Source organism: Paraburkholderia sp. PGU19, assembly GCF_013426915.1.
In the GTDB taxonomy this organism is placed as follows: domain Bacteria; phylum Pseudomonadota; class Gammaproteobacteria; order Burkholderiales; family Burkholderiaceae; genus Paraburkholderia.
The window spans coordinates 3,307,297-3,333,069 of sequence record NZ_AP023179.1 but is presented as its reverse complement, the minus strand read 5'-3'; the positions used below and the strand labels follow the sequence as shown (position 1 = coordinate 3,333,069).

The window sequence follows — 25,773 nt, the reverse complement described above, 5'->3', positions numbered from 1 at the left end:
AATCTGATGCGGCGCAACCAGTTACGACAAACGGTGCGCCGGCAAATTCGAAGAAAAAGGCACAGCCAAGTGATCGCGACACACACAACGTTGAAGTACGTCCCGACGGATCTGTCGCATCCGGCCTCTCTGTTTCAAGGTTCCCGCTGTTCCTACTCTTCACCCTCATCGCATGCGTCCGGGGTGGCGCAGCGTTTGTACTAATCCGCGGTAACTCCGCACTATTCCAAGACCAGGAGCTTTGCACATGCAAACCACCGACAACGTGACGACCCGGTTCGAAGGCGCACCCGCTGGCCGCCCCGAAGCGCTCGCACAGGGCGCAGCAGCGCTCGCGCCGCAGACGAGCTACGCCGACTACAAGGTGATCCGTCGCAATGGTAGCGTGGTGTCGTTCGAGCCTTCGAAAATCGCCATCGCCGTGACGAAGGCATTTCTGGCCGTCAACGGTGGTCAGGGCGCGGCGTCGGCACGCGTTCGCGAACTGGTCGAGCAACTCACGCAGAACGTCGTGCGCGCGCTGGTGCGCAGCCGTCCGAATGGCGGCACGTTCCATATCGAAGACATTCAGGATCAGGTCGAACTCGCGCTGATGCGCACGGGTGAGCACAACGTCGCGCGCGCTTACGTGCTGTACCGCGAGAAGCGCAGCCAGGAGCGCGGCCATGAGCCGGAAGCAGTAGCAGGCACGTCGGGTCTGAACGTGACCGACAACGGCATCACGCGTCCGCTCGACATGGCAGCGCTGCGCGGCATCATCGAATCCGCATGCTCGAATCTGGGCGACGCCGTGAGCGCCGAGCCGATCGTCACGGAAACGATCAAGAACCTGTACGACGGCGTGCCGATGAGCCAGGTCTACGACTCGGCCATCCTCGCTGCGCGCACGATGATCGAAAAGGACCCGGCGTACAGCCAGGTCACGGCTCGCATCCTGCTGCACACGATCCGCCGCGAGATCCTCGAAGAAGAAGTCACGCAAGCCGAAATGGGCGAGCGTTACGCCGAATACTTCCCGCTCTTCATCAAGCGCGGTGTGAACGCCGAACTGCTCGACGAAAAGCTGCTGCAGTTCGACCTGAAGCGTCTGGGCGCCGCACTCGATGCAAACCGCGACCTGCAGTTCGGCTACCTCGGTCTGCAAACGCTGTATGACCGCTACTTCCTGCATGCCGACGGCACGCGCATCGAAATGCCGCAGGCATTCTTTATGCGTGTTGCGATGGGCCTGTCGCTGAATGAGATCGACCGCGAAGCGCGCGCGATCGAGTTCTACAACGTGCTGTCGTCGTTCGACTTCATGTCGTCGACGCCCACGCTGTTCAACTCGGGCACGCGCCGTTCGCAACTGTCGTCGTGCTATCTGACGACGGTGGACGACGACCTCGACGGCATCTACGAAGCGCTGAAGGAAAACGCGCTGCTGTCGAAGTTCGCCGGCGGTCTGGGCAACGACTGGACGCGCGTGCGTGCGCTCGGCTCGCACATCAAGGGCACCAACGGCAAGTCGCAAGGCGTCGTGCCGTTCCTGAAGGTGGTCAACGACACGGCTGTCGCCGTGAACCAGGGCGGCAAGCGCAAGGGCGCGGTGTGCGCGTACCTGGAATCGTGGCACCTGGACATCGAAGAATTCCTCGAGCTGCGTAAGAACACGGGCGACGACCGTCGCCGCACGCACGACATGAACACGGCGAACTGGATTCCCGACCTGTTCATGAAGCGCGTTCACGAAGGCGGCGACTGGACGCTGTTCTCGCCGTCCACCTGCCCGGACCTGCACGACCTGTTCGGCGCGGACTTCGAGAAGGCCTACACGGCTTACGAAGAGAAAGCGGCACGTGGCGAGATCAAGCTGTTCAAGAAGATCCCGGCGGCGCAGCTGTGGCGCAAGATGCTCGGCATGCTGTTCGAAACCGGCCACCCGTGGATCACGTTCAAGGACCCGTGCAATGTGCGCTCGCCGCAACAGCACGTCGGCGTCGTCCACTCGTCGAACCTGTGCACGGAAATCACGCTGAACACGAGCGACACCGAAATCGCCGTCTGCAACCTCGGCTCGGTGAACCTCGTCGCGCACCTGAAGGAACAGGCGGACGGCACGGTTGTGCTCGACCACGACAAGCTGAAGCGCACGATCAGCGTCGCGATGCGCATGCTCGACAACGTGATCGACATCAACTACTACGCGGTTGCGAAGGCGCGTAACTCGAACCTGAAGCACCGCCCGGTCGGGATGGGCATCATGGGCTTCCAGGATTGCCTGCACGTGCTGCGCACGCCGTACGCATCGCAGGAAGCCGTCGAGTTCGCCGACCGTTCGATGGAAGCCGTCTGCTACTACGCATACTGGGCGTCGACGGAACTGGCGGAAGAGCGCGGCCGTTACGCGACCTACCGCGGTTCGCTGTGGGATCGCGGCATCCTCCCGCAGGACACGCTGAAGCTGCTCGAGGAAGCGCGCGGCGGCTACATCGAAGTGGATTCGAGCGAATCGATGGACTGGGCGTCGCTGCGTTCGCGCATCTCGACGTACGGCATGCGCAACTCGAACTGCGTCGCAATCGCGCCGACGGCGACGATCTCGAACATCATCGGCGTGTCTGCATGTATCGAGCCGACGTTCCAGAACCTGTATGTGAAGTCGAACCTGTCGGGCGAATTCACGGTGGTGAACGACTACCTCGTGCGTGACCTGAAGGCGCGCGGCCTGTGGGACGAAGTGATGGTCGCCGACCTGAAGTACTTCGACGGCTCGCTGTCGCGCATCGACCGCGTGCCGGGCGACCTGCGCGCAATCTACGCGACCGCGTTCGAAGTCGATGCAACGTGGCTGGTCGAAGCGGCGTCGCGCCGTCAGAAGTGGATCGATCAGGCTCAGTCGCTGAACATCTACATGGCAGGCGCGTCAGGCAAGAAGCTCGACGAGGTCTACAAGCTCGCGTGGCTGCGCGGTCTGAAGACGACGTACTACCTCCGCACGATGGCGGCAACGCACGTCGAGAAGTCGACGGTCGCACACGGCGCGCTGAACGCAGTGCCGTCGAGCGACGGCGGCGCGGGTGGTGCAGGTGGCGCAGCGGGTGGTTACGGCGTTGGCGGCGGTGTGGGTTCGTCGGGTGTGACGGGCGGCTTCCAGGCTTCCGCCGCAACCGCAGTGCCCGCAGTCGAAGCAGCGCCCGAAGCGGATGGTCCCGTGTGCATGATGCGTCCGGGCGATCCTGGCTTCGAAGAGTGCGAAGCCTGCCAGTAAGCGCGACGCTTCATATAGTAGTGAGTCAGCCGCCGGCGCTCGCCGGCGGTAGTAGCAAAGCAGCAGACAGGCAGTAGCAGATCAGCAGCAGGCGATGAGCGGAGTCAGCGGAACGCGCCGCTCATCGCGACACGAAGCCAGCGTGGCGCTCGTTGCAGTCGGAAGAGCAGCACGCGACGCAGCGAGGAACATCACGTGCTACACCTCATCGACACGTGCGAGAAAACCCTGAACGGCGCTCGCATGATGAAGTCGTAGAGCGAGCGGCGAGATGCCGATACATCACGCACCGGACACGCTTCGTACGACACGTGCAACGCAAGCGAAGCAGCAACGTTTCGAGTTCGGAACAACGCAGAAGCAACGCATACGCATCACTGAAGCAACGCGCTTTCGATCGTGCATCGTGCTTCATCGACACACGTTTCGATCGAATCGCAACGAGCGACCTTCACACACCGATGAACAAAGTGTTGTATGTAGGTCGCAACGCGATTCGAAAACAGGATTTTTCATGAGCGGACCCTTTTAACGCTCGTGAAAAGATGGTACAAACCGATCTAAATTGATGGTGACATTTATGCTCAACTGGGATGACGAGATCACTGCCGTAACTCCCTCGAGTGCTTCGCAACAAAACGTGTTGCGCAACGCTGCGGGAACGGCTGTCGGTTCGCAAGTCGAAACGCGTTCCGCTCATCAAGCTCCCTCGGCTCAAAACATCTTCGCGAACGACTTCGCAGTCGCTCCGCCGGTTCAGCCGGCAGTCGCTTCCGAAGCGCGCGTGAATGTCGCCGACAAACGCATCATCAACGGCCAGACTGACGTCAATCAGCTCGTGCCGTTCAAATACAAGTGGGCGTGGGAGAAGTACCTCTCCGGTTGCGCGAACCACTGGATGCCGCAAGAAATCAACATGTCGCGTGACATCGCTCTCTGGAAGGACCCGAACGGTCTGACTGAAGACGAGCGCCGCATCGTCAAGCGCAACCTCGGCTTCTTCGTCACGGCCGACTCGCTTGCCGCGAACAACATCGTCCTTGGCACGTACCGCCACATCACGGCGCCCGAATGCCGCCAGTTCCTGCTGCGCCAGGCATTCGAAGAGGCGATCCACACGCACGCATACCAGTACATCGTCGAGTCGCTCGGTCTCGACGAGGGCGAAATCTTCAACGCGTATCACGAAGTCAAGTCGATCCGCGACAAAGACGAATTCCTGATTCCGTTCATCCACACGCTGACCGACCCGGCCTTCAAGACGGGTACGCTCGAGGCGGACCAGAAGCTGCTCAAGTCGCTGATCGTGTTCGCGTGCGTGATGGAAGGGCTGTTCTTCTACGTCGGCTTTACGCAAATCCTGGCGCTCGGCCGCCAGAACAAGATGACGGGCGCGGCGGAACAGTACCAATACATCCTGCGTGACGAGTCGATGCACTGCAATTTCGGCATCGACCTGATCAACCAGATCAAACTCGAAAACCCGCATCTTTGGACGGCTGAGTTCCGCGCGGAGATCCGCGAAATCTTCAAGGCTGCGGTCGACCTCGAATATCGCTACGCAGAAGACACGATGCCGCGCGGGGTGCTCGGCCTCAATGCGTCGATGTTCAAGAGCTATCTGCGCTTCATCTGCAACCGCCGTTGCCAGCAGATCGGTCTCGATCCGCTGTTCCCGAACGAGGAAAACCCGTTCCCTTGGATGAGCGAGATGATCGACCTGAAGAAGGAACGCAACTTCTTCGAGACTCGGGTTATCGAATATCAGACCGGTGGCGCGCTGTCCTGGGAATAACCCAACGCGTCGCATATGTATTTGATGGGGTTGCCGCTGGCTGTGCCGCGGCAAGTTTGGTGAGGAGCATGACCGCCTGATGCAGAGCGTGCCCGGTGCGCCGTGGATAACCACGGCCTATAAAGATCACAGGCACTTTGCGAACCCTTCAGTGGGATGGGCAAACTTCCCCCCGGAAAAAGCCGTTCGCCGTAAAGCGAGCGGCTCGATCAAACGATTCGCGGCGCCGAGATTGGGCGCCGACTGGACTTGGCGCGCTGTGCCCGATGGCACTGCGCGCCTTACCGTATTCATTAGCGTAAGCGCGCTGGAGCTGCGTACGCCGATGAATAGCCCGCTTCGCAGTGGCCGCCGTGAGAAGCGTCTGCGGGAAGCGGGTTTTGACGAAGGGTGTAGTTTGAACTGACTCTCATCTGAAAACCTGAAGGAGAAAATGATGGCACTCGCCAAGAAGAAACCGGCAGCCAAGAAGGCTGCAGCGAAGAAGGTCGTTGCGAAGAAGGCTGCTCCGGCGAAGAAGGCAGCGGTGAAGAAGGTTGCAGTCAAGAAAGTCGCTGCGAAGAAAGTCGCCGTGAAGAAGGTTGCAGCGAAGAAGGCAGCACCGGCGAAGAAGGCAGCGGCGAAGAAGGTCGCAACGAAGAAGGTTGCAGCGAAGAAAGTTGCCGTGAAGAAGGTTGCTGCGAAGAAGGCAGCGCCGGCGAAGAAGGCTGCAGCGAAGAAGGTTGCAGCGAAGAAAGTCGCCGTGAAGAAGGTTGCTGCGAAGAAGGCAGCGCCGGCGAAGAAGGCTGCAGCTAAGAAGGCCGCTGCGAAGAAGGCGCCTGCGAAAAAGGCTGCCGCCAAAAAGGCTGCCCCTGCGAAGAAGGCTGCCGCGAAGAAGGCCGCTGCGCCTGCGAAGAAGGCTGCCCCTGCGAAGAAGGCTGTTGCGAAGAAGGCAGCACCTGCTCCGGCTGCGCCCGCTGCTTCGACGGCGCCGGCTGCTACGGTGAAGACGGCTCTGAACCCGGCTGCAGCATGGCCGTTCCCGACGGGCAGCCGTCCGTAAGTAATGACGCACGTGAGTGCGTCGGTTGATTGAGTAGGGGTTGTTGCTCGATCAGCGTTGATCCCGTCGCCGGGTGACTGGTGGCGGGATTTTTTGTTTTTTGGTTTTTGGTTTCGGTTTTGGTTTTGGTTTGTCTTCGACGGTGAGGTCAGGGGGCATTGGGGGGCGCGCGCATCAGCGAGCTGTCCCTGCGCTGGCCTCCGCGCAATGGTGTTTGCTGTGCAAGTTGTTTGGTTTTTTTGCCTTTGCGCTGGCATCCGCGATGCGTTAGCGTGCTTCAAGCGTCGCCCCGCACAGGGGCGACGCTTGAAGCACGACGGCATAGCGCGGATGCCAGCGCAAAGCGCCAGCGCAAAGCGCCAACGCAAAGCCAAAGCAAACCGCCACATCGCGCGAACAAACCGCAAAAACCAAACCCCGATCAACAGACAAAATCAGCCGCCAACAAGGGGCCCGCCGCCCCAAAAGGCAAAAAAAAACGCATGCACAGGGGAGCACATGCGTGTGAGGTTGCCGTCACAGCGCTTCCACGCCGCCGGCAGGGAAAACAGAAAAGCTCAATGCGTAACGCGAGTCACACCACCACTCGACAACAGTCGAACCCGCTCGCCTGCGCGAAAAATCTCACCCGTCGCGCTTTGCGTAATGGCGCGCATATCGCCATTATCGAGCCGCACGGTAATCTCGACGCCATCTCGCATCGCCGTGCTGTTCTCGATCGTATTACCCGCAACAGCGCCCGCCAGGCCGCCAACAATACCCGTCAAAATCGATCCACGCCCGCCGCCGATCGCGCTGCCAGCGACCGCGCCAAGCGCACCGCCACCAATCGCCCCAATGCCGCTAGGCTGGCCATTGTTCGAGCTGATCTTGACCGCGCGCACGCTGTCGACAACGCCCATGCGCACCGTCTCTTCGCGCTGCGCCTGCGATGACGTATAGACATCAGCGGAACTGCTGTTGTACGCACAGCCCGTCATGGCGAGCGAACCCGCGATCACCGCGCCAAGTACCAGGCGACTCAACGTACGACTCGTTGTTTTCATTCCCTTTACTCCAAACGGGCTCGTTTCGAGCCCCTCAAACCCGAGCGGTCAGGCGCGGTATATGCGCAGCGCGCACTACCCGATTGCGTCAGGCGCCCTGCGGCAGTTCGTAACCGAATGCCTGCTTGAACCGTTCGTTGATCTCCGCGCGCGACGGCGCATAATTCTGCGGCCCTTGATGCTCGATCTTGAGCGCGCCCATCAGGCTCGCGAGACGGCCGGTGGTTGCCCAGCCCAGACCCTTCTCGATGCCGTACAGCAGACCGCCCCGGAACGCATCGCCGCAACCCGTGGGGTCCAGCACCTGCTTTGCCTTGACGGCCGGAATTTCCTCGATGCCGCCTGCATGGTGAATCTGCGCCCCGTGCTCGCCGCGCGTCACGATCAGCGCATCGACGTGGCTAGCAATCTCTTCGATCGACCAGCCTGTCTTGTTGCTCACCAGCGCAGCTTCGTAATCATTGACTGCGACGTAGGTGGCAAGTTCAATCATGCGGCGCAGCGACGCGCCGTCGAAGAGGGGCAGCCCTTGGCCCGGATCGAAGATGAACGGAGTGCCCGCCGCCGCGAACTGTTCGGAGTGCTGGATCATCCCGTCGAAGCCGTCCGGCGCGACGATCCCGAGCTTCACGCCGGGCTGGTCCGCGCGGTTCAGATGCGATTGCATCATCGCGCCCGGGTGGAATGCCGTGATCTGATTGTTCTCGAGGTCGGTCGTGATCATCGCCTGCGCCGAGTACGTGTCGGGCAGCACGCGCACGTGCTCTTTCGACAGGCCGAGCGTGTCGAGACGGTCGATGTACACCTGCGCATCGACGGCGCCGAGCGTCGCCATGATATGCGCATCGCCGCCGAGCAGATGCAGCGAGTAGGCGATATTGCCTGCGCAGCCGCCAAACTCGCGACGCATCGTCGGCACGAGGAAGCTGACGTTCAGGATGTGGACCTGTTCCGGCAGGATGTGCTCCCGAAAGCGCCCTTCGAAGGTCATGATGTTGTCGTAGGCGAGCGAGCCGCAAATCAGCGTAGCCAAGGCGAGCGTTCCTATAAGTGTCGATCGGATGGAAAAAGGGTGCGACGATGTGACAGCGCCGCGCCCGGAGTGAAGCGGGCGCGGCGCTGTGTCGACGCAAATATGAAGCTTACTTCAGCGCGGCGAGCGCTGCGTCGTAGTTCGGCTCGTTCTTGATTTCGCTGACGAGCTCGGCGTGCACGACCTTGTCGTTTTCGTCGACGACGACGACGGCGCGTGCCGTCAGGCCCGTCAGCGGACCGCTCGTCACGTCGACGCCGTACGCCTGCGCGAACTCATGGCCGCGGAAGGTCGATGCCGTCACGACGTTTTCGATGCCTTCCGTCGTGCAGAAGCGCGAAGCCGCGAACGGCAGATCGCCCGAGACGACGATCACAGCCGTGTTGCTCAGCTTCGCGGCAGCTTCGTTGAACTTGCGCGTCGAGGTTGCGCAGGTCGGCGTGTCGAGGCTCGGAACGATGTTCAGCACCTTGCGCTTGCCCGCGAAGTCAGCGAGCGTCAGCGGCTTCAGATCCTTGCCGACGAGCGAGAAGGCGGGCGCTGCCTGGCCCACGGACGGGAACGTGCCAGCGACTTCGATCGGGTTGCCACCCAGCGTGACTTGACTCATGTTGTGCTCCGAAGATTCGTCAGGGATTGACGGGATGCGCGCCCGGTTCGTGCCGGGCGCGCGGAAAACCTGCGCGCGCCGCAGAGCTGTCCGTTACGGATAGAAGATCTGCACGCGGAAATTCGAGGCGACGGCATCGCCGGTATCGAGGCGCACGATCATCGTCTGCGTCGTGCGGGCGGGAAGGCCCGCCGCAATCGGCGTGCCGGGTTTCACATAGTCTTGCGGCCACAGCACGCGCCGCATGGCGATGTTGTTGTTCTCGTCGAGCAGCGTCAGTTCGACGGCGGGATACGCGAGCGCGAGATCGAAGCGGTTGCGCAGCGGCATCTTCAGTTCGAGCTTGTGCGGACCGTCCACCTGCCGCAGGTCCGACGGCTCGACCAGCAAACCGTCGATATCGCGCGGCGGCTCGACCTTGCAGCCGAGATGCGCGCAGGCCTTCACGAACAGCGACTGCGCATCGGGCCACGCGACCATCACCGTTTCGCGCTGCCACCAGGCGAGCTGCACGAGCAGCAGGAAGCCAAGCAGGCCTGCCGCAACGCCGCCCAGTACCTGCCACACGAAGCGGCTCGACTCGGGCTGGCGCGGTTCGCGCGTGACGGCGAATGCATCGTTGTCGCTGTCGGGTGTGGCGGCGAAAGGGGCGTTATAGGGTTCGCGCGCGGCTGCGCCGAAGCGCGGTTCGAGATCGGGTTCGGCCGACGGCGCGCCGAAGAACGGTTCGCGCTCGCGGCCTTGTGCCGCATGCCCGGCATGTCCAGCGTGCTCGGCGGACGGGATGACGGTGCTGTCCTCGTCTTCGAACACAGGCTTGGCGTGTTCGTCGCGACGCGATTCGCGCAACACGTCGTCGAACGATTCGTGCAGCGGCGCTTCCGCTTCGCGCTTCGTTTCGTTCGCGGTCTGATCGTGGCGTGCCTCTGCAGGCTCGCGCAGAGACTCGGGTTCGCGCCACGCGTGCGGCGGCTCGTGGATGGCAGGCTCGGCTTCGTGTGCGGGCGTTGCGCCGAAGATGGGTTCCGCTTTCTGGTGCGCTTGCTGCTCAGACGGTCCTTCGAACTTCGGCTCCGCTTGCGTCTCGACAGCGGGCTCGACGTTTGCCCCAGCTCGCGCTTCGACGGGCACTTCGCTGTGCGGCTCGGGCGCGACCGGTTCGCGTGCGATCGCCTGATCGAGGTGCATCGGTTGCGATTCGGTGAGTTCGAGCGTCAGCGGCGGCTGCGCGGAACGCGGAATCGTGACCGGGTTGAACGGGATCGTCGACGCGTTGTGGCGGATGCGCCGGTCGATCGATGCGTCGGGCGCGGGCGCCCACGGGTTCCATGCCTCGGCGCGGAAGTCGGGTTTATCCGCCGGGGACGCGGGTTGAGTTTCGCTGGCGGGGAACGACGGTTCGACACGCGCCGCTTCGGCTTCGGCTTCGGCGGACGGCGCCGCAACGGGCGAAGCCTGGACGGCCGCTTCGTGGCGAGCCTCGACATCGACATCCGGCTGCGCGGCTTGCGCAGCGACGTGCTCAGCGTGTTGTTCGGCGGAGGCCAATTCCGCGTGAGCTTCGCCACTGTCGATATGTGGCTCGACGACGCGCTCATCGAACGCTTCTGCCGGCTGCGGCGTGACCGCTTCTTCCGTGTGCGTCACAACGGGCACCGCGACGGGCGCGGGCGGCACATCGACAGCAGGCTTCGTTTCCGGCGCCGGCGCGACGCTGCCATTCGCGAGCGTTTCGAGCGTATGCGCCGTCACGTCGTCTATCGTGACGTGCTTCGCCTTGTCGACGCTCACGCCGTCGCTCACGTCGAACAGGCTGCTCGATGCATCGAAGACTTCTTTGCAGTGACCACAGCGCACGAGTCCGCGGCGCAGCGTGAGCTGCTCCGGCTGGAGCCTGAAAACGGTTTCGCAGAAGGGACAGCGTGTTGCTAGAAGCATATCGAGCCGATAGACCGGTTAGCCCTTAAGGGGCCGGAAGCAAACAAATATGCGTTATTCTAATTGCTTTCGCGTCGCGTACCCGCAAGGCATACCCAGCCTTCGTGTTCGCGCCACACTGCAATGTCGATCCACTGCTGATAGACACGTGCTACTTCATCCGCCTGTCGCGCGAGAATGCCCGACAGCGCAATGCGTCCACCCGGCTTCACCCTCGACGACAGCATCGACGCCATCAGCTTCAGCGGGTTCGACAGAATATTCGCGACGACGATATCGAACTCGCCCGCGGGGCAATCGTCGGGCAGACCGTACGTGACTTCCGCGCGATTGCGCTCGCTATTGTGGCGCGCGGACTCGACCGCTTGCGGATCGATGTCGATGCCGATCACAGGGTTCGCGCCGCACTTCTTCGCGAGTATCGCAAGGATGCCCGAGCCGCAGCCGTAGTCGAGCACCGATTGATCCTGCTTTACGTTCTGCTCGAGCCATTCCATGCACAGACGCGTGGTCGGATGGCTGCCCGTGCCGAACGCGAGGCCCGGATCGAGTTCCAGCACGAGCGCATCAGGATCTGGTGCGGCGTGCCACGACGGCACGACCCATATACGCTCGCCAATCGGAATCGGATCGAACTGGGACTGGGTGAGGCGCACCCAGTCCTGTTCTTCGACCTCGCGCACGCTGTACGACGGCGCATCGGCGAGGCCGAGTTCATTCGCAGCGGCCGCGAGCAGCACGGCCGGTTCATGTTCCGGCGCCAGCAACGCGATCACGCGCGAATGCGTCCACGCGGTGCGGTCCGGCGTGAGACCGGGCTCGCCGAACAGCGGCTGCTCGTCGGGCGTGTCGGCATCCGCGTCTTCGACGGACACCGACAGCGCGCCCAGTTCGAGCAACGCGTCCGACAACGCTTCCGCGTGCTCGCGCGCGAGTTCGACGACCAGTTCCCGGTAGCTCATTGCTTACGCTTCTTCCGGTGCGGCTTGCAGCTTCGCGGCCAGCCGGTTTTCGAGGTAATGGATGCTCGTGCCGCCCTCGACAAACTTCGCGTCGAGCATCAGCTCGCGATGCAGCGGAATGTTGGTCTGAATGCCTTCGACCACCATTTCCGACAGCGCGATGCGCATCCGCTTGATCGCCTGTTCGCGCGTTGCGCCGTAGGCGATCAGCTTGCCGATCATCGAATCATAGTTCGGCGGCACGAAATAGCCGTTGTACGCATGCGAATCGACGCGAATACCGGGGCCGCCCGGCATATGCCACGACGTAAGACGACCCGGCGACGGCGTGAACTTGAACGGATCTTCCGCGTTGATACGGCATTCGATCGCATGTCCGCGGAACTGGATGTCGCGCTGGCGGATGGCGAGCTTTTCGCCTGCCGCGATGCGGATCTGTTCCTGAACGATGTCGATGCCCGTGATCAGTTCGGTGACGGGGTGCTCGACCTGCACGCGCGTGTTCATTTCGATGAAGTAGAACTCGCCGTTTTCGTACAGGAATTCGAACGTGCCCGCGCCGAGATAGCCCATCTTCTTGCACGCGTCCGCGCAGCGGTCACCGATGCGCTCGATCAGACGGCGCGCGATGCCCGGCGCCGGTGCTTCTTCGATCACCTTCTGGTGACGGCGCTGCATCGAGCAGTCGCGTTCGCCGAGCCACAGTGCGTTCTTGAACGAGTCGGTCAGCACCTGAATTTCGATGTGCCGAGGGTTCTCCAGGTATTTCTCCATGTAGACCTGCGGATTGCCGAACGCACGGCCCGCTTCTTCGCGCGTCATGTTGACGGCATTCACGAGCGCCGCTTCCGTGTGAACGACGCGCATGCCGCGGCCACCGCCGCCGCCTGCCGCCTTGATGATCACCGGATAGCCGACCGCGCGCGCAATCTTCACGATCTCCTTCGGATCTTCGGGCAACGCGCCTTCGGAACCGGGCACGCAGGGCACGCCCGTTTTGATCATGGTCTGCTTCGCCGTGACCTTGTCGCCCATCATGCGGATCGTGTCGGGGCGCGGGCCGATGAACACGAAGCCCGATTGCTCGACGCGCTCGGCGAAGTCCGCGTTTTCGGACAGGAAGCCGTAGCCGGGGTGGATCGCTTCGGCGTCCGTGACTTCCGCCGCGCTGATTAGCGCGGGCATGTTCAGATACGAGAGGTTCGACGGCGCCGGTCCGATGCAGACCGCCTCGTCGGCGAGCTTCACGTACTTGGCTTCCTTGTCGGCTTCGGAATAGACAACGACCGTCTTGACGCCGAGTTCGCGGCACGCGCGCTGGATACGGAGCGCGATTTCACCACGATTGGCAATGAGGATTTTTTCAAACATAGCGGATATTCGACTCATCAATGGGCGCCGCGGGCCGGTTCGGACGGGCGGCTGCCTCAGAGGATCGGTGGCGCGCCCGAAGAAGGCGGGCGCGCGGATGGCGAATGGCTACAGCGCGCCGCGTCAGCCGATCACGAAGAGCGGCTGGCCGTATTCGACTGCCTGGCCGTTCTCGACGAGGATTTCCTTGACGACGCCTGACTGATCCGATTCGATCTCGTTCAGGAGTTTCATTGCTTCGATGATGCAGATGGTCTGGCCTTCCTTCACCGTATCGCCGACCTGCACGAACGGATCGGCGCCCGGCGACGGTGCGCGGTAGAACGTGCCGACCATCGGCGACGTCACGACATGGCCTTGCGGCGCCACGGCTGCGGGCGTCGCCGGCGCGCCGACGGCGGGAGCTTCACCGCCGTGAGCAGCGGGCGCCACGCCCGGCGCAGCGTATTGCGGCGCGTAGTTGCCAGGCTGCTGGACGTAAACCGGCGGCGCGTTCTTGACGATGCGCACCTTGCCTTCGCCCTCGGTCACTTCGAGTTCGGAGATGCCGGACTCGGAGACGAGGTCGATCAGAGTCTTCAGTTTACGTAGATCCATGGGCTTTCCCCTTCAATGCGTGAAGCGCCGGCGGTTTGCCGCCAGCGCCGAATTCGTGTTTTGGGTTGTCAGTTGCGCGACGATCCGGCCGTCCCAGCGGCCAACCGGTCGAGCACATATTCGAGTGCGTACAGATAGCCCTTCCAGCCGAGGCCGCAAATGACGCCCTCTGCCTGGTCGGAGAAATACGAGTGATGCCTGAACGGTTCCCGACGATGCACGTTCGACAGATGAATCTCGACGAACGGGATGCCGACGCCCGCCAGTGCGTCCCGGATCGCCACGCTGGTATGCGTGTACGCAGCGGGATTGATCACGATGAAATCGGTCTTCTCGGTCCGAGCGGCCTGAATGCGATCGACTAGCGCGCCTTCGTGATTGCTCTGGAAGGTGGCCAGTTCGACGCGGGCGTCCGCTGCGCGGTCGGCCAGCGCCTGATCGATCTGCTGGAGCGTCACGCGGCCATAGACCTCGGGTTCCCGGGTGCCGAGAAGGTTGAGGTTGGGGCCGTGCAGAACCAGCAGTCGCGTCATGGTCGGTTCGTTTTCCGTGGAATTGGGCGCACTTTAGCGCTGATTAGAGAAATTTGTCTAGTTTCTCGAACGCGCGGCACGTCTCGCGCCCTTACCCGGATAGCAGCAACTCGCCGAACTTCTGACATCTTATTGTGAATATCGCCCAATCTGAGGCAAAAAGTTCTCAACTAAATGTCAAAAAGTTGTCGGAATCAGAGCGCGTCGAGCGTGCGTTTCAGCTCGTCCGGCTTGATCTGGCCGAGTTTTGTCGACCGTACGACGCCTTTTGCGTCAATTACGACCGTGTAAGGCAAACCGCCCGCGTTGTTGCCGAAGGCGCGCGCGAGGTCCGCGCCGCCGAACCCGGCGACATAGATCGGGTAGTTGACGGGCACTTTTTGCAGGAAAGCCTTGATGTTCTTGTCGGAGTCGACGCCGAGCCCGACGAACTCGATGCCCTTTTTCGAGTATTCCTTGTGCAGCGCCGACAGCGACGGCATTTCCTCGACGCACGGCCCGCACCACGACGCCCAGAAGTTGATCACGACCGGGTGTCCCTTGAAACCGGCGAGCGACTGCGGCGCGCCGTCGGCATTGGTCACTTTCGCCGCCCACAGTTGATTGACGGCGTTGTTGCTGTCGGCGGGCGCCGCGTTCGCGACGCCCGCAAGGTCGTTGTTGCCGAGCAGCCAGTGGCCTGCCACCGCGCCGCCCGCTGTCGCGACGACAGCCACCGCCGCGATTGCCAGAATCCGCTTCATATAGAGAGTGTGTCTGTTAAGGGTTCAGTTCGTGGAACGCGCGGCGTCGCTTTCGTCGATCAGCGCCTGCACGGCGCGGACGTCGGCGCGTGCGGATCGTCCGCGCGCGTCGGCGCGGACTGCGCCGCGCAGATCGTCGGTGCCGTAGAGCGCGAGGTGAATACCCACGGGCTCGGCGTCGCGCCCTTCATTCACCGGACGCCACAGAAAGCTCAATGTTTCGACGTAGCCGCGACCCGCAAAGTGCCGCGTTTCTGAAACGTCGTACTGCACGTTCGCGTTCAACAGGTAAATGGCAACTTCCTTCGGATCGTCGCAGAAGGCTTGCAGATGAACATCGGAATGCTCGCCCGCCGTCCCACCGAGCACCGCGCCCGTCAGATACGGATTGAACGGCGCGAGCCGCAGCATCCAGTCCAGCGCGACTTCGCGCAACCGGCGCAACACGGCCGGCTGGCTGTCGCCCTGGAACAGCGACTGATATTCGCGGATTTCTTCCTCGATCTGGTCGTTATCCGGCAGCCATTCGCCCGCGACGCGCGTTTCCCCAACCACTTGCCGCGCAGCCTTGCGCTTCGCAGTCGAGTAGTCGAGCCCGTCCTCGGCGATCATCCGCGCAGCCGCGATGGCGATTTCCTCGCGCACGCGCTGCGGATCGAAATGTGATTTGCGAACCATTCGCCAATCATACTAGAGAAAGCCCGACGGTCTTTTTACGTCGCCGTCGCGCGGGTGCGGCCTTGAACGGGGCTTCGGCGGCTGCGCGGCGTCGCCCGGAAAAGCACGTCCGATCAAGATAGGGCGGGCCTGTCGGTTACAATAGTCGTCCTTCGCGCGAGGGCTTTCCGGTCCCCGGCGCATGTCTTCTTTCCACGCAAAACACGCCTTGCGGCGCGACAGCTTTATGCACATTCACATCCTCGGCATCTGCGGCACGTTCATGGGTGGTCTCGCGGTTCTCGCGCGCAATGCCGGTCACACCGTGACGGGCTGCGACGCCGGCGTCTATCCACCGATGAGCACGCAGCTCGAGGCGCAAGGCATCAAGCTGATCGAAGGCTGGGGCGTCGAGCAGCTCGACCTGAAGCCGGATCTGTTCGTGGTCGGCAACGTCGTGACGCGCGGCAATCCGCTGATGGAAGAAATCCTGAATCGCGGCCTGCCTTACACGTCCGGCCCGCAGTGGCTCGGCGAGCACGTGCTGAATGGCAAGTGGGTGCTGGCCGTAGCCGGCACGCACGGCAAGACCACGACGTCGTCGATGCTGACGTGGCTGCTGGAAGACGCGGGCATGAACCCGGGCTTTCTGATCGGCGGCGTGCCGCTGAATTTTGGCGTGTCGGCGCGTCTGACGGATTCGAGCTTCTTCGTCATCGAAGCCGACGAGTACGACACGGCGTTCTTCGACAAGCGCTCGAAGTTCGTCCACTACCGGCCGCGCACTGCGGTCCTGAACAACCTCGAATTCGATCACGCGGACATCTTCGCCGATCTCGCCGCGATCGAAACCCAATTTCACCACCTCGTGCGCACGGTGCCGGGCATTGGCCGCGTCGTGTCGAACGGCCGCGAAGCTGCGCTGGACCGCGTGCTTACGCGCGGCTGCTGGAGCGAAGTGGAGCGCTTTGGCGTCGACGGCGGCTGGCAGGCTTTGCCCGCTGAAGACGGCGTCGCCATCGACGAGCGCTTTGCCGTCTATCACAACGGTGAGCGAGTCGGCGTAGTCGACTGGCAGGTGCAGGGCGAGCACAACCGCATGAACGCGATCGCCGCGATCGCCGCCGCGCGCCACATCGGCGTGCCGCCCGCGCAGGCCGCGAAGTCGCTGTCGACCTTCCGCAATGTGAAGCGCCGGATGGAAGTGCGCGGCAGCGTCGACGGCGTGACGGTCTACGACGATTTCGCGCATCACCCGACAGCCATCCAGACGACGGTCGCCGGTCTGCGCACGCGCATCGGCCGCGGTGAAGACGGAAAACACACGCGCATTCTCGCCGTGCTCGAACCCCGCTCGAACACGATGAAGCTCGGCGTGATGAAGGCGCAATTGCCCGCCAGCCTCGTCGACGCCGATCTCGTATTCGGCTACGGCGCGTCCGCGGGCAAGGACGCGCTTGGCTGGAACCTGGCTGAAGCGCTCGCGCCGATGGGCGACAAGGCGCAAGCCTTCAACGACATCGACACGCTCGTCAAATCCGTCGTCGCGGCCGCGCGGCCGGGCGATCAGGTGCTCGTGATGAGCAACGGCGGCTTTGGCGGCGTACACCAGAAACTGCTCGACGCGCTGTCGGCGCGTCCGACGGCGCAGGCGCGGGGCGTCGCGTGATTCTCTATCTGCACGGCTTCCGCTCCTCGCCCAATTCGTTCAAGGCGCGCGTGATGGCCCAGCGTCTTGCGGCGCTTGGCCGCAGCGCCGAATGGTGCTGTCCGATGCTGCCCGTGTCGCCGCTGGAAGCCGTGGCGCTCGTCGAAGAACGGGTCGCGGCGGCGAATCCGGCGCAGGTCACGGTGATCGGCAGTTCGCTGGGCGGCTATTTCGCGACCCATCTTGCCGAGAAGCACGGCTGGCGCGCCATACTGCTGAATCCCGCCGTGGTGCCGCAGCGCGATCTCAGTCACTATCTTGGCGAGCAGCCGCTGTGGCACGGCGGCGGCAGCATCGTCGTCGAACCGCGTCATCTTGATGAGTTGCGTGCGCTAGGCGTCGCGCGGATCACCCACCCCGAACGCTATTATCTGTTTGCCGCCACCGGCGACGAGGTGCTCGATTACCGCGAAATGCTCGCGCACTATCCCGGCGTGCAGACCAGACTGATCGAAGGCAGCGACCACGCGATCAGCGAGTTTCCCGACTATGTCGACGACGTGCTCGCGTTTTGCGACGCCGCCGACGCCGACACCGAGCCGCCCGCACCACGCGAGGCGGCATGATCCGATGATCCGCGCACGCCGCCCACCATGAAGCACAAGGCACGCGCGTTGCGGAACACCACACAGAACACGACGCCGACGCGCGAAGCAACCGCACTGCGCGCCGGCCGACGCAAGCCAGAACGAGAGTATTGAGTGAACGTTTTCTTCGAGGAATCGGGTAGTTTCAAGGCCGGCAACGTGATGTCGCGTCAAGGCGACGCGTTTCAGGTCGAGCTGCCGGGCGGACGCCGCGCGAAAGTTCGCGCGAAAGACGTGCTGATGGAGTTCGAGAAGCCGTCGGCGGGCGAACTGATGGAGCAGGCCGATGCCGCCGCACAGGACATCGATCTGGACTTCCTGTGGGAATGCGCGCCTGAAGACGAATTCCCGTTTGCCACGCTCGGCGCCGAATACTTTGGCGAGTCGTTCGGGCCCGTCGAGCGCGCCGCGCTGATTTTGCGCATGCACGGTTCGCCCATCTATTTCCGCCGCAAGGGGCGCGGCCAGTATCAGCGCGCGCCGGAAGAGCAACTGAAGATGGCGCTCGCGTCGCTCGAGCGCAAGCGTCAGCAGGCGCTCGTGCAGCAGGGCTACGAAGAGGAACTGAAGGCGGGCCGTCTGCCGGAAGGATTCCAGAGCAAGGCGCTCGGCCTTCTGACGAAGCCCGACAAGAATTCGATCGAATACAAGGCGCTCGAAGCGGCCGCGGCGGCGCGCGGCATTTCGATGGCGCGCCTGATGCTCGAATGCGGCGGCATTCCGTCGGCGCGCGCGCTGCACGAAGCGCGCTTCCTGTCGGAATTCTTCCCGCACGGCACCGGTTTCCCCGCCGTGACGATCGGCGCGCTGCCGGAAGATCTGCCGCAAGCGGAAATCGAAGCGTTTTCGATCGACGACGTGACCACGACGGAAATCGACGATGCATTCTCCGTCGAGCATCTGTCCGACGGGCGTGTGCGGATCGGTATTCACATCGCGGCGCCGGCGCTCGGCATCGAGCGCGGCGATGCCGTCGATGCGATCGCGCGCGGCCGCTTGTCCACCGTCTACATGCCGGGCGACAAGATCACGATGCTGCCCGATTCCGTCGTCGATAAATTCACGCTGGCCGAAGGCGGTTTGCGCCCGGCGCTGTCGCTGTACAGCATCGTGAACCGCGAGACGCAGGAAATCGTCGTCAGCGAAACGCGCGCCGAACTGGTCTACGTGAAGAACAATCTGCGCCACAACACGCTCGACGAACTCGTCACGGAAGAGGCGCTCGCCAACGGCACGGGCGACTATCCGCACAAGGAAGACATCGCAGTGCTGTGGCCGTTCGCGCAGGCGCTGTTCGAGAAGCGCCAGCTGGCGCGCGCCGGTTTCGGCCTCAAGCGCGAAGTGCAGCGCAATACGGACTTCAATTTCTACGTCGAAGGCGAGCACGTGTCGATCACGCCGCGCCGCCGCGGTTCGCCGCTCGACACGATCGTCGCCGAACTGGCGATTCTCGCGAACTCGACGTGGGGCGCGTTCCTGCACGATCACGGCGTGCCCGGCATCTATCGCTCACAGCGCGCGTTCGGAGCGCCGACGGGACCGAAGCGCACCCGCATGCAGACCACAGCCGCGCCGCACGAAGGCCTCGGCGTGTCGCAGTACGCGTGGAGCACGTCGCCGCTGCGCCGCTATGTCGACCTCGTCAACCAGTGGCAACTGATCGCGTGCGTGCAGCACGGCGTGACGGCCAAGCTCGCGGCGCCGTTCAAGCCGAAGGACGCCGACCTGTTCGCCGTCGTGCAAGGCTTCGACGACACCTACACCGCGTACGCCGATCATCAGCGTCGCATGGAGTATTTCTGGTGTCTGCGCTGGCTCACGCAGGAGGGCAAGAAGCAGGTGGTCGCTTCCGTCGTGAAGGGCGATCTCGTGCGTCTCGAAGAGGTGCCGCTGCTGCTGCACGTGCCGGGTCTCGGCGTGCATGCGCGCGGCACGCGGCTGATGCTCGAAGTGATGTCGGTGGATGAGCTGACGGTCGAGGCATCGGTGCGGCCGTTGCACGTGCTCGACGCGCCGACCGTGACGAGCGGCGCGGAAGAAGAGGAAGAGACCGAAGAAGAACTCATCGACGCCGCCGACGAATCCGCCGAAAGCGAAGCCGAAGCGCAAGCCGAAGCCGATACGGCCGCACCGGAGGGCGACCAGCCCGCCGACTCGAACGATTCAACGCAACACGCGACGGAGCAGGGCCAATGACGACCGACACGACCACCCAGCGCGAACGCTATGCGGTGATTGGCAATCCGATTGCGCACAGCAAGTCGCCGCTCATCCACGCGCGCTTTGCCGAACAGACGGGCGAACCCGTCGAATATGGCCGCCTGCTCGCGCCCGTCGATCAGTTCGTGTCGCACGTGCGCGCTTTCATCGCCGAAGGCGGGCGCGGCATGAACGTCACCGTGCCGTTCAAGCTCGACGCGCACGCGTTCGCGACCACGCTGTCGCCGCGTGCGGCGGCGGCGGGCGCGGTGAACACGCTGCGCTTCGAGAAAGACGGCGGCGTCTACGGCGACAACACGGACGGCTTCGGCCTCGTGCGCGACATCGAAGTGAACCTGGGCGTGTCGCTGAAAGGCGCGCGCGTGCTGCTGCTCGGCGCGGGCGGCGCGGCGCGCGGCGTCGTGCTGCCGATGCTCGAACGCAAGCCGCAATCGCTCACCATCGTGAACCGCACGGCATCGAAGGCCGAGGCGCTGGTTGCACAATTCGCCGACGCGGCCAGTGACGCCGCATGCCGTCTGACGGGCGGCAGCGCGCAGACGATCGAATCGGGCGCCTACGACGTGATCGTCAACGCAACGGCAAGCAGCCTCGACGCGTCGCTGCCCGAGTGCGACGACGGCGCGTTCGGCGTGGGCACGCTCGCGTACGACATGATGTACGGCGCGCAGCCGACCGTCTTCATGCAGCACGCCAGCCAGCTCGGCGCACGCGCAGCCGACGGCCTCGGCATGCTGGTCGAGCAGGCGGCGGAATCGTTCTTCGTGTGGCGCGGCGTGCGTCCCGACGGCGCGCCCGTGCTCGCCGCGCTGCGCGAGATGCTGCGCGCGCCGCAAAGCGCGTGAGCGGCTGAGCGGCAAAGCGAAAACCGCACGCCTCCAGATTTCACGACATGGCGACGACAATGACAAAGACGAGGCGCGCGAAGGGGCAGCGGGCCGGAGCGAGTCCCGCACGCTGGGTGATGTATGCCGGCGCGGTGTTCGTCGTCGCGTGGGTCGCCACGCAGCTTTTCTATTTCGCGCAGATCGCCGTGTGGAACTCCGTGAATCCGCAATCGACGGCCTTCATGCGCTCCGATGCCTGGCGTCTTTCGCAAGATCGTCCTGATCTGTCGATCCAGCACACGTGGGTGCCCTACGATCAGATCTCACGCAATCTGAAGCGCGCCATCATCGCGTCAGAAGATGCGAACTTCGCCAATAACAACGGCTACGAGACGGACGCGATTCTCCAGGCATGGGAGAAGAACAAGGCGCGCGGCAAGATCGTCGCGGGCGGCTCCACGATCACGCAGCAGCTGGCGCGCAATCTGTTCCTGTCGCGTGAAAAGAGCTATATCCGCAAGGGCCAGGAACTGATCATCACCTGGATGCTCGAGACGCTGATGGACAAGGAGCGCATCTTCGAGATCTATCTGAATTCGGTCGAATGGGGTAATGGCGTCTATGGCGCGGAAGCGGCGGCGCGCTATTACTTCAAGACGTCGGCCGCGAAGCTGACGGCCGGGCAGTCGGCCCGGCTCGCGGTCATGCTGCCGAGACCGAAATACTTCGACGAGCATCGTACTTCCAGCTATCTCACGCAACGCGCGCGGGTGATCGCGCGCCGGATGGGCGCGGCGGAACTGCCGGACTGAGTTCCGCACACCCAATGGCCACAGAAACGGCGGGTCCCGTAACGGGACCCGCCGTTTTGCTTTCTGCATGGGCACGCATCATCCAATTTCACACAATTCCCAAAATATGGACGTCACGCTCATATGTTGGTGAATCTCAAAAAAGCGCCCTACAATCCGGTTCAACAAGCCGAAACCGGCCAGAAACACCGCCTCGTCGCCAGCGCAAAAACGCGCGGCGCACGCAGCGGGACGAAAATCGGAGACACCACGCCATGCCTTCCAGCACCTTGCTGCACAACCCGCTCGCGCTTGCGAACGCAAAGCTCGCGCTGACGCTCGCGCAGCTTCGAACCACGCCCGACGCGCACCGTCACGCCGGCATTTCGCGGTAACTCACCTTTTGTCTGTTGCCAGTCGCCATGAACAAAGCGATGACCTCTCACGTCGAGTCCGAAGCGCCCGAGGCGCCTGAAGCCGAAGCGCCGCGCAAGCCCGCCGCGCGTCCCGCCAACGGCGCGGTCGTGCCGACGCCGCCCGCCGACACGATCGGCCTGCCGAGCACGCTGCTCGACATCACGCCGCAGCAAGCCGGCACGCAGACGCTTCTGCGCGGCCTCGCGATTCTCGAAGCCGCCGCCGCGGGCGTACGCGACCTGCGCACCTTCGGCGCCGCGCTCGGCACGACGCGCAGCACCACGCACCGGCTCGTCAGCAGCCTCGTGCAGGCGCGCTATCTGCGCCAGGTGCAGGGCGGCTACCTGCTCGGCCCGAAGCTGATCGAACTCGGCACGATCGCGCTCGAACAGATGCCGCTCACGACCGTCGCGCGCCCGCATCTGGCGTCGCTTGCCGAACTGACGCACGACACGATCCACCTCGGCGTGCGCGACGGCGACGACGTGCTGTACATCGACAAGATTCCCGGCACGCGTGGCCTCGAAATGCGCTCGCGCGTCGGCCACCGGATGCCGCTCGCATCGACGGGTATCGGCAAGGCGATGATGCTCGACCTCGGTCCCGACCAGTGGCAGTCGCTGTTCGACGCGTCGCGCCGTGCGCTGGCGGGCGTCAGCTTCAAGCCCGACAACCGGCCCGACCAGCAGACCTTCATGCAGCGCATGACGAACTACTCGGCAGGCGGCTTCACCTTCGACCTCGAAGAAAACGAAGCGTCGATCCGCTGTGTGGCCGCGCCCGTGCGCGACGCGTCGGGATCGATCGTCGCAGCGTTGTCGGTCGCAAGCACGATTCCGTACATGTCGCTCGAGCGCATGGACGAGCTGATTCCCGTCGTGCAGCGTGAGGCGCGTGCGATTTCGGAAGAACTGGGCTGGCGTGTTCCGCAACCGACTACCCGCAGGATCAAACGATGACTCAGACGGGCTCGACCCTGTCCATGGAACAAACCCAGCTGGCGCAGACGGCAGCGGCAGCGGGGCATGGTGCATTGGCCGCGCTGATCGCGCTCGACTGGGGCACGACGTCGCTGCGCGCCTATCTGTTCGATGCGAACGGCGCAGTGCTGGAAACGCGCGCGTCGACGGCGGGCATCATGAATCTGCCGCGTCCGGCGGCGGAAGGCGGATTCGACGCTGCGTTCGATGCCGTCGTCGGTGCGTGGCTGGACCGCGCACCTGATCTTCCCGTGATCGCGGCCGGCATGGTCGGCAGCGCGCAAGGCTGGAAGGAAGCGCCGTACGTGAATGCGCCCGCCAGCGCCGATGCGCTCGTCGACGGCATCGTGCGCGTGCAGACGGCGCGCGGCGTGACGCTGAATATCGTGCCCGGCGTGCTGCAGAACGGCGAACTGCCGAACGTGATGCGCGGCGAGGAAACGCAGATTTTCGGCGCGCTGGCCTGCGCGGAACCGTCGGCGGCGGGCAAGGGCCTGCTGATCGGCCTGCCGGGCACGCACGCGAAGTGGGTGATGGTGCGCGACGCGCAGATCGAGCGCTTCGACACGTTCATGACGGGTGAAGTCTTCGCGGCGCTCTCCGAGCACACGATTCTCGGCCGCACGATGCTCACGCCCGACCAGCCCGACACCGATGCTTTCCTGCGCGGCGTGCGTGTCGCGCGCGACAAGGGCAAGGCCGGCGTGCTCGCAACGATTTTCAGCACGCGCACGCTGGGCCTGACGGGCCAGCTTGCGCGTGAGCAGCAACCCGATTATCTGTCCGGCCTGCTGATCGGCCACGAACTGAGCGGCCTTGAAGCGGCGCTCGCGCAACAGCAATCGACGCTCGCCGGCAGCGCGCTGCAACTGATCGGCAACGAAGCGCTGTGCGAACGCTACCGGCTCGCGCTCGCGCAATTTGGCTGCCAACAGGCGGACCTCGTGAAGCAGGCGACCGAGCGCGGTTTGTGGCGCATCGCGGCGCAAGCGGGTCTCGTCAGCGAAGCGTCGGGCGCCGCGCAGGCCACCTGAAGCGCGAACCGAACAGGACCCGCGCCGGCGCGCAACGAACCCAAGGAACCGACATGTCACTCGATCTGAATCTGCCCGCACCGTACCAGCCGCACGCCGGCCTGATGGCCGCGTTCGAAGCGTGCCCGCTGGTCGCGATTCTGCGCGGCATCACGCCCGCCGATGCCGCCGATCACGGCCGCGCGCTGTACGAAGCGGGCTTTCGCATCATCGAAGTGCCGCTCAATTCGCCGAACCCGTTCGACAGCATCGCGGCGATCCGCCAGGCGCTGCCCGTCGACGCCATCATCGGCGCGGGCACGGTGCTGCGCGGCGAACTCGTGCACGACGTGAAGGCGGCGGGCGGCGAACTGATCGTGATGCCGCACAGCGACCCCGAAGTCGTGACGACCGCGAAGTCGCTCGCGATGGCCTGCGCGCCGGGCGTCGCAACGCCGACGGAAGCCTTTATCGCGCTGAAGAACGGCGCGGACGTGCTGAAGATGTTCCCCGCCGAGCAACTCGGCTGCCAGGTGGTGAAGGCGTGGCGCGCAGTGATTCACAAGGACGTGCCGCTGCTTCCCGTCGGCGGAGTGCTGCCGGACAACATGGGTCCGTTCCTGTCCGCTGGCGCGAACGGTTTCGGCCTCGGCTCTGCGCTGTACAAGCCGGGCCAGCCGGCGACGACGACGGCTTCGCATGCGAAGGCGTTCATCAACGGCCTGCGCATTGCGCGCGCGGGCGTGAAGAAATGAAACGGCTGCAAGGCAAGGTCGCGCTGGTGACGGGTGCGGGGCGCGGCATCGGCGCGGCGATCGCGACGGCGTTCGCGCGCGAGGGTGCCGCTGTCGTGCTCGCCGAGCTCGACATCGAAACCGCGCAGCGCACGGCCGCCGACATCGCCACGCAAACGGGCGGCAAGACGCTTGCCGTGCAGACGGACGTCACGCAATCGGCGTCGGTGCAGCGCGCGGTGAGCGAAGGCGAACGCGCCTTCGGCCCGATCGACGTGCTGGTGAACAACGCAGGCATCAACGTGTTTTGCGATCCGCTGACGATGACCGACGACGACTGGCGCCGCTGTTTCGCCGTCGATCTGGACGGCGTGTGGAACGGCTGCCGCGCGGTGCTGCCGGGGATGGTCGAGCGCGGCGCGGGCAGCATCGTGAACATCGCGTCGACACACTCGTTCAAGATCATTCCGGGCTGCTTTCCGTACCCGGTCGCGAAGCACGGTGTGATTGGCCTGACGCGCGCGCTCGGCATCGAATACGCGCCGCGCAACGTGCGCGTGAATGCCATCGCGCCGGGTTACATCGAAACGCAGTTGACGCGCGACTGGTGGGACGGTCAGAGCGACCCCGCCGCCGCGAAGCAGGCGACGCTTGATCTGCAGCCGATGAGGCGCATCGGCAAGCCGGAAGAAGTCGCGATGACAGCGGTCTTTCTCGCATCGGATGAAGCGCCTTTCATCAACGCGAGTTGCATCACGGTCGATGGCGGGCGCTCGGCGCTGTACCACGACTAAAGCGGTATCGAAGAATAAAGCAGTAGCGAAGGAACAGAAAAAGCAGCAAAGCCGCCCCGCAAGCGGGGCGACGGTGTGAACCGCCTGACGCGCTGGCCGCGTGTGTCGGTGACGGTACAAGAAGA

Annotated in this window: 23 protein-coding genes; 13 read left to right on the top strand and 10 right to left on the bottom strand. The window is 63.9% G+C overall.

All coding sequences use genetic code 11. The annotated features are described in order from the left end of the window. The first annotated feature begins 247 nt into the window (after positions 1-247). From H1204_RS15115 to H1204_RS15105, 4 genes are all read left to right on the top strand, one after another. On the top strand, positions 248-3,250 hold the full coding sequence (locus H1204_RS15115) for a ribonucleoside-diphosphate reductase subunit alpha (protein WP_180728949.1): 3,003 nt from the start codon (positions 248-250) through the stop codon (positions 3,248-3,250). Positions 3,251-3,830: 580 nt separating this feature from the next. Continuing rightward, positions 3,831-5,045: a ribonucleotide-diphosphate reductase subunit beta gene (locus tag H1204_RS15110; protein WP_180728948.1), complete on the top strand. Its 1,215-nt coding sequence runs from the start codon at positions 3,831-3,833 to the stop codon at positions 5,043-5,045. A gap of 79 nt (positions 5,046-5,124) precedes the next feature. Then, positions 5,125-5,451 carry a hypothetical protein gene (locus H1204_RS51390; RefSeq protein ID WP_243468518.1) on the top strand — a complete coding sequence of 109 codons (327 nt, stop codon included), beginning with the start codon at positions 5,125-5,127 and terminating at the stop codon, positions 5,449-5,451. Positions 5,452-5,481: 30 nt separating this feature from the next. Continuing rightward, on the top strand, positions 5,482-6,087 hold the full coding sequence (locus H1204_RS15105) for a histone H1-like DNA-binding protein (protein ID WP_036003902.1): 606 nt from the start codon (positions 5,482-5,484) through the stop codon (positions 6,085-6,087). A 557-nt stretch (positions 6,088-6,644) separates the two neighbouring features. Here H1204_RS15105 and H1204_RS15100 read toward each other — a convergent pair. The 10 genes from H1204_RS15100 to H1204_RS15055 all read right to left on the bottom strand — a co-directional run bounded on the left by H1204_RS15100 (position 6,645) and on the right by H1204_RS15055 (position 15,598). Continuing rightward, positions 6,645-7,133, bottom strand: a complete 489-nt coding sequence (locus H1204_RS15100) for a glycine zipper 2TM domain-containing protein (RefSeq protein ID WP_036002534.1) — start codon at positions 7,131-7,133, stop codon at positions 6,645-6,647. An 88-nt stretch (positions 7,134-7,221) separates the two neighbouring features. After that, positions 7,222-8,166 (bottom strand): carbohydrate kinase family protein, encoded by a 945-nt coding sequence (locus H1204_RS15095; protein ID WP_180728947.1) that lies wholly within the window; start codon positions 8,164-8,166, stop codon positions 7,222-7,224. 109 nt (positions 8,167-8,275) lie between these two features. Beyond that, positions 8,276-8,776 (bottom strand): thiol peroxidase, encoded by a 501-nt coding sequence (gene tpx, locus H1204_RS15090; protein WP_007743647.1) that lies wholly within the window; start codon positions 8,774-8,776, stop codon positions 8,276-8,278. Between the two features lie 93 nt (positions 8,777-8,869). Next, entirely contained in the window at positions 8,870-10,714 is a 1,845-nt protein-coding gene (locus H1204_RS15085; RefSeq protein ID WP_180728946.1) for a DUF3426 domain-containing protein, read from the bottom strand. Between the two features lie 59 nt (positions 10,715-10,773). After that, a complete protein-coding gene (gene prmA, locus H1204_RS15080; RefSeq protein ID WP_180728945.1) occupies positions 10,774-11,676 on the bottom strand; it encodes a 50S ribosomal protein L11 methyltransferase in 903 nt (300 codons plus the stop codon). Positions 11,677-11,679: 3 nt separating this feature from the next. Further along, complete coding sequence (gene accC, locus H1204_RS15075; protein ID WP_180728944.1) at positions 11,680-13,047, bottom strand: acetyl-CoA carboxylase biotin carboxylase subunit; 1,368 nt, start codon at positions 13,045-13,047, stop codon at positions 11,680-11,682. A 123-nt stretch (positions 13,048-13,170) separates the two neighbouring features. Then, positions 13,171-13,644 (bottom strand): acetyl-CoA carboxylase biotin carboxyl carrier protein, encoded by a 474-nt coding sequence (accB, locus tag H1204_RS15070; RefSeq protein WP_180728943.1) that lies wholly within the window; start codon positions 13,642-13,644, stop codon positions 13,171-13,173. Between the two features lie 68 nt (positions 13,645-13,712). Then, entirely contained in the window at positions 13,713-14,177 is a 465-nt protein-coding gene (gene aroQ, locus H1204_RS15065; protein ID WP_180728942.1) for a type II 3-dehydroquinate dehydratase, read from the bottom strand. Positions 14,178-14,371: 194 nt separating this feature from the next. After that, the gene (locus H1204_RS15060) at positions 14,372-14,920 is read right to left on the bottom strand and encodes a TlpA disulfide reductase family protein (protein ID WP_042307944.1); all 549 of its coding nucleotides are present in this window, start codon (positions 14,918-14,920) and stop codon (positions 14,372-14,374) included. Positions 14,921-14,944: 24 nt separating this feature from the next. Continuing rightward, complete coding sequence (locus H1204_RS15055; protein WP_180728941.1) at positions 14,945-15,598, bottom strand: UDP-N-acetylmuramate--alanine ligase; 654 nt, start codon at positions 15,596-15,598, stop codon at positions 14,945-14,947. A 226-nt stretch (positions 15,599-15,824) separates the two neighbouring features. Here H1204_RS15055 and mpl point away from each other — a divergent pair, with 226 nt between their 5' ends. The 9 genes from mpl (at position 15,825) to H1204_RS15010 (ending at position 25,648) form a co-directional block, all read left to right on the top strand. Next, positions 15,825-17,246, top strand: coding sequence for a UDP-N-acetylmuramate:L-alanyl-gamma-D-glutamyl-meso-diaminopimelate ligase (gene mpl, locus H1204_RS15050; protein WP_180728940.1), 1,422 nt, complete (start codon positions 15,825-15,827; stop codon positions 17,244-17,246). Beyond that, the gene (locus tag H1204_RS15045; RefSeq protein WP_180728939.1) at positions 17,243-17,851 is read left to right on the top strand and encodes a YqiA/YcfP family alpha/beta fold hydrolase; all 609 of its coding nucleotides are present in this window, start codon (positions 17,243-17,245) and stop codon (positions 17,849-17,851) included. Before mpl ends, H1204_RS15045 begins: the two co-directional genes overlap by 4 nt. 135 nt (positions 17,852-17,986) lie before the next feature. Beyond that, entirely contained in the window at positions 17,987-20,068 is a 2,082-nt protein-coding gene (locus tag H1204_RS15040; protein WP_180728938.1) for an RNB domain-containing ribonuclease, read from the top strand. Further along, positions 20,065-20,937, top strand: a complete 873-nt coding sequence (gene aroE, locus H1204_RS15035) for a shikimate dehydrogenase (protein WP_180728937.1) — start codon at positions 20,065-20,067, stop codon at positions 20,935-20,937. Before H1204_RS15040 ends, aroE begins: the two co-directional genes overlap by 4 nt. Positions 20,938-20,996: 59 nt before the next feature. Then, positions 20,997-21,731 (top strand): monofunctional biosynthetic peptidoglycan transglycosylase, encoded by a 735-nt coding sequence (mtgA, locus tag H1204_RS15030; RefSeq protein WP_036003906.1) that lies wholly within the window; start codon positions 20,997-20,999, stop codon positions 21,729-21,731. 401 nt (positions 21,732-22,132) lie between these two features. Beyond that, positions 22,133-23,086: an IclR family transcriptional regulator gene (locus H1204_RS15025; RefSeq protein WP_180728936.1), complete on the top strand. Its 954-nt coding sequence runs from the start codon at positions 22,133-22,135 to the stop codon at positions 23,084-23,086. Between the two features lie 23 nt (positions 23,087-23,109). Next, positions 23,110-24,141, top strand: coding sequence for a 2-dehydro-3-deoxygalactonokinase (locus H1204_RS15020; protein WP_243468517.1), 1,032 nt, complete (start codon positions 23,110-23,112; stop codon positions 24,139-24,141). 53 nt (positions 24,142-24,194) lie between these two features. Continuing rightward, complete coding sequence (locus tag H1204_RS15015; RefSeq protein ID WP_180728934.1) at positions 24,195-24,875, top strand: 2-dehydro-3-deoxy-6-phosphogalactonate aldolase; 681 nt, start codon at positions 24,195-24,197, stop codon at positions 24,873-24,875. Further along, positions 24,872-25,648, top strand: a complete 777-nt coding sequence (locus H1204_RS15010; protein WP_180728933.1) for an SDR family oxidoreductase — start codon at positions 24,872-24,874, stop codon at positions 25,646-25,648. Before H1204_RS15015 ends, H1204_RS15010 begins: the two co-directional genes overlap by 4 nt. The last annotated feature ends 125 nt before the right edge of the window (positions 25,649-25,773 follow it).

Coding starts and splice junctions, on each gene's coding strand:
- H1204_RS15115 (WP_180728949.1), top strand. CDS start 248: ATGCAAACCACCGACAACGTGACGACCCGGTTCGAAGGCGCACCCGCT.
- H1204_RS15110 (WP_180728948.1), top strand. CDS start 3,831: ATGCTCAACTGGGATGACGAGATCACTGCCGTAACTCCCTCGAGTGCT.
- H1204_RS51390 (WP_243468518.1), top strand. CDS start 5,125: ATGCAGAGCGTGCCCGGTGCGCCGTGGATAACCACGGCCTATAAAGAT.
- H1204_RS15105 (WP_036003902.1), top strand. CDS start 5,482: ATGGCACTCGCCAAGAAGAAACCGGCAGCCAAGAAGGCTGCAGCGAAG.
- H1204_RS15100 (WP_036002534.1), bottom strand. CDS start 7,133: ATGAAAACAACGAGTCGTACGTTGAGTCGCCTGGTACTTGGCGCGGTG.
- tpx (WP_007743647.1), bottom strand. CDS start 8,776: ATGAGTCAAGTCACGCTGGGTGGCAACCCGATCGAAGTCGCTGGCACG.
- H1204_RS15085 (WP_180728946.1), bottom strand. CDS start 10,714: ATGCTTCTAGCAACACGCTGTCCCTTCTGCGAAACCGTTTTCAGGCTC.
- prmA (WP_180728945.1), bottom strand. CDS start 11,676: ATGAGCTACCGGGAACTGGTCGTCGAACTCGCGCGCGAGCACGCGGAA.
- accC (WP_180728944.1), bottom strand. CDS start 13,047: ATGTTTGAAAAAATCCTCATTGCCAATCGTGGTGAAATCGCGCTCCGT.
- accB (WP_180728943.1), bottom strand. CDS start 13,644: ATGGATCTACGTAAACTGAAGACTCTGATCGACCTCGTCTCCGAGTCC.
- aroQ (WP_180728942.1), bottom strand. CDS start 14,177: ATGACGCGACTGCTGGTTCTGCACGGCCCCAACCTCAACCTTCTCGGC.
- H1204_RS15060 (WP_042307944.1), bottom strand. CDS start 14,920: ATGAAGCGGATTCTGGCAATCGCGGCGGTGGCTGTCGTCGCGACAGCG.
- H1204_RS15055 (WP_180728941.1), bottom strand. CDS start 15,598: ATGGTTCGCAAATCACATTTCGATCCGCAGCGCGTGCGCGAGGAAATC.
- mpl (WP_180728940.1), top strand. CDS start 15,825: ATGCACATTCACATCCTCGGCATCTGCGGCACGTTCATGGGTGGTCTC.
- aroE (WP_180728937.1), top strand. CDS start 20,065: ATGACGACCGACACGACCACCCAGCGCGAACGCTATGCGGTGATTGGC.
- mtgA (WP_036003906.1), top strand. CDS start 20,997: ATGACAAAGACGAGGCGCGCGAAGGGGCAGCGGGCCGGAGCGAGTCCC.
- H1204_RS15025 (WP_180728936.1), top strand. CDS start 22,133: ATGAACAAAGCGATGACCTCTCACGTCGAGTCCGAAGCGCCCGAGGCG.
- H1204_RS15020 (WP_243468517.1), top strand. CDS start 23,110: ATGGAACAAACCCAGCTGGCGCAGACGGCAGCGGCAGCGGGGCATGGT.
- H1204_RS15015 (WP_180728934.1), top strand. CDS start 24,195: ATGTCACTCGATCTGAATCTGCCCGCACCGTACCAGCCGCACGCCGGC.
- H1204_RS15010 (WP_180728933.1), top strand. CDS start 24,872: ATGAAACGGCTGCAAGGCAAGGTCGCGCTGGTGACGGGTGCGGGGCGC.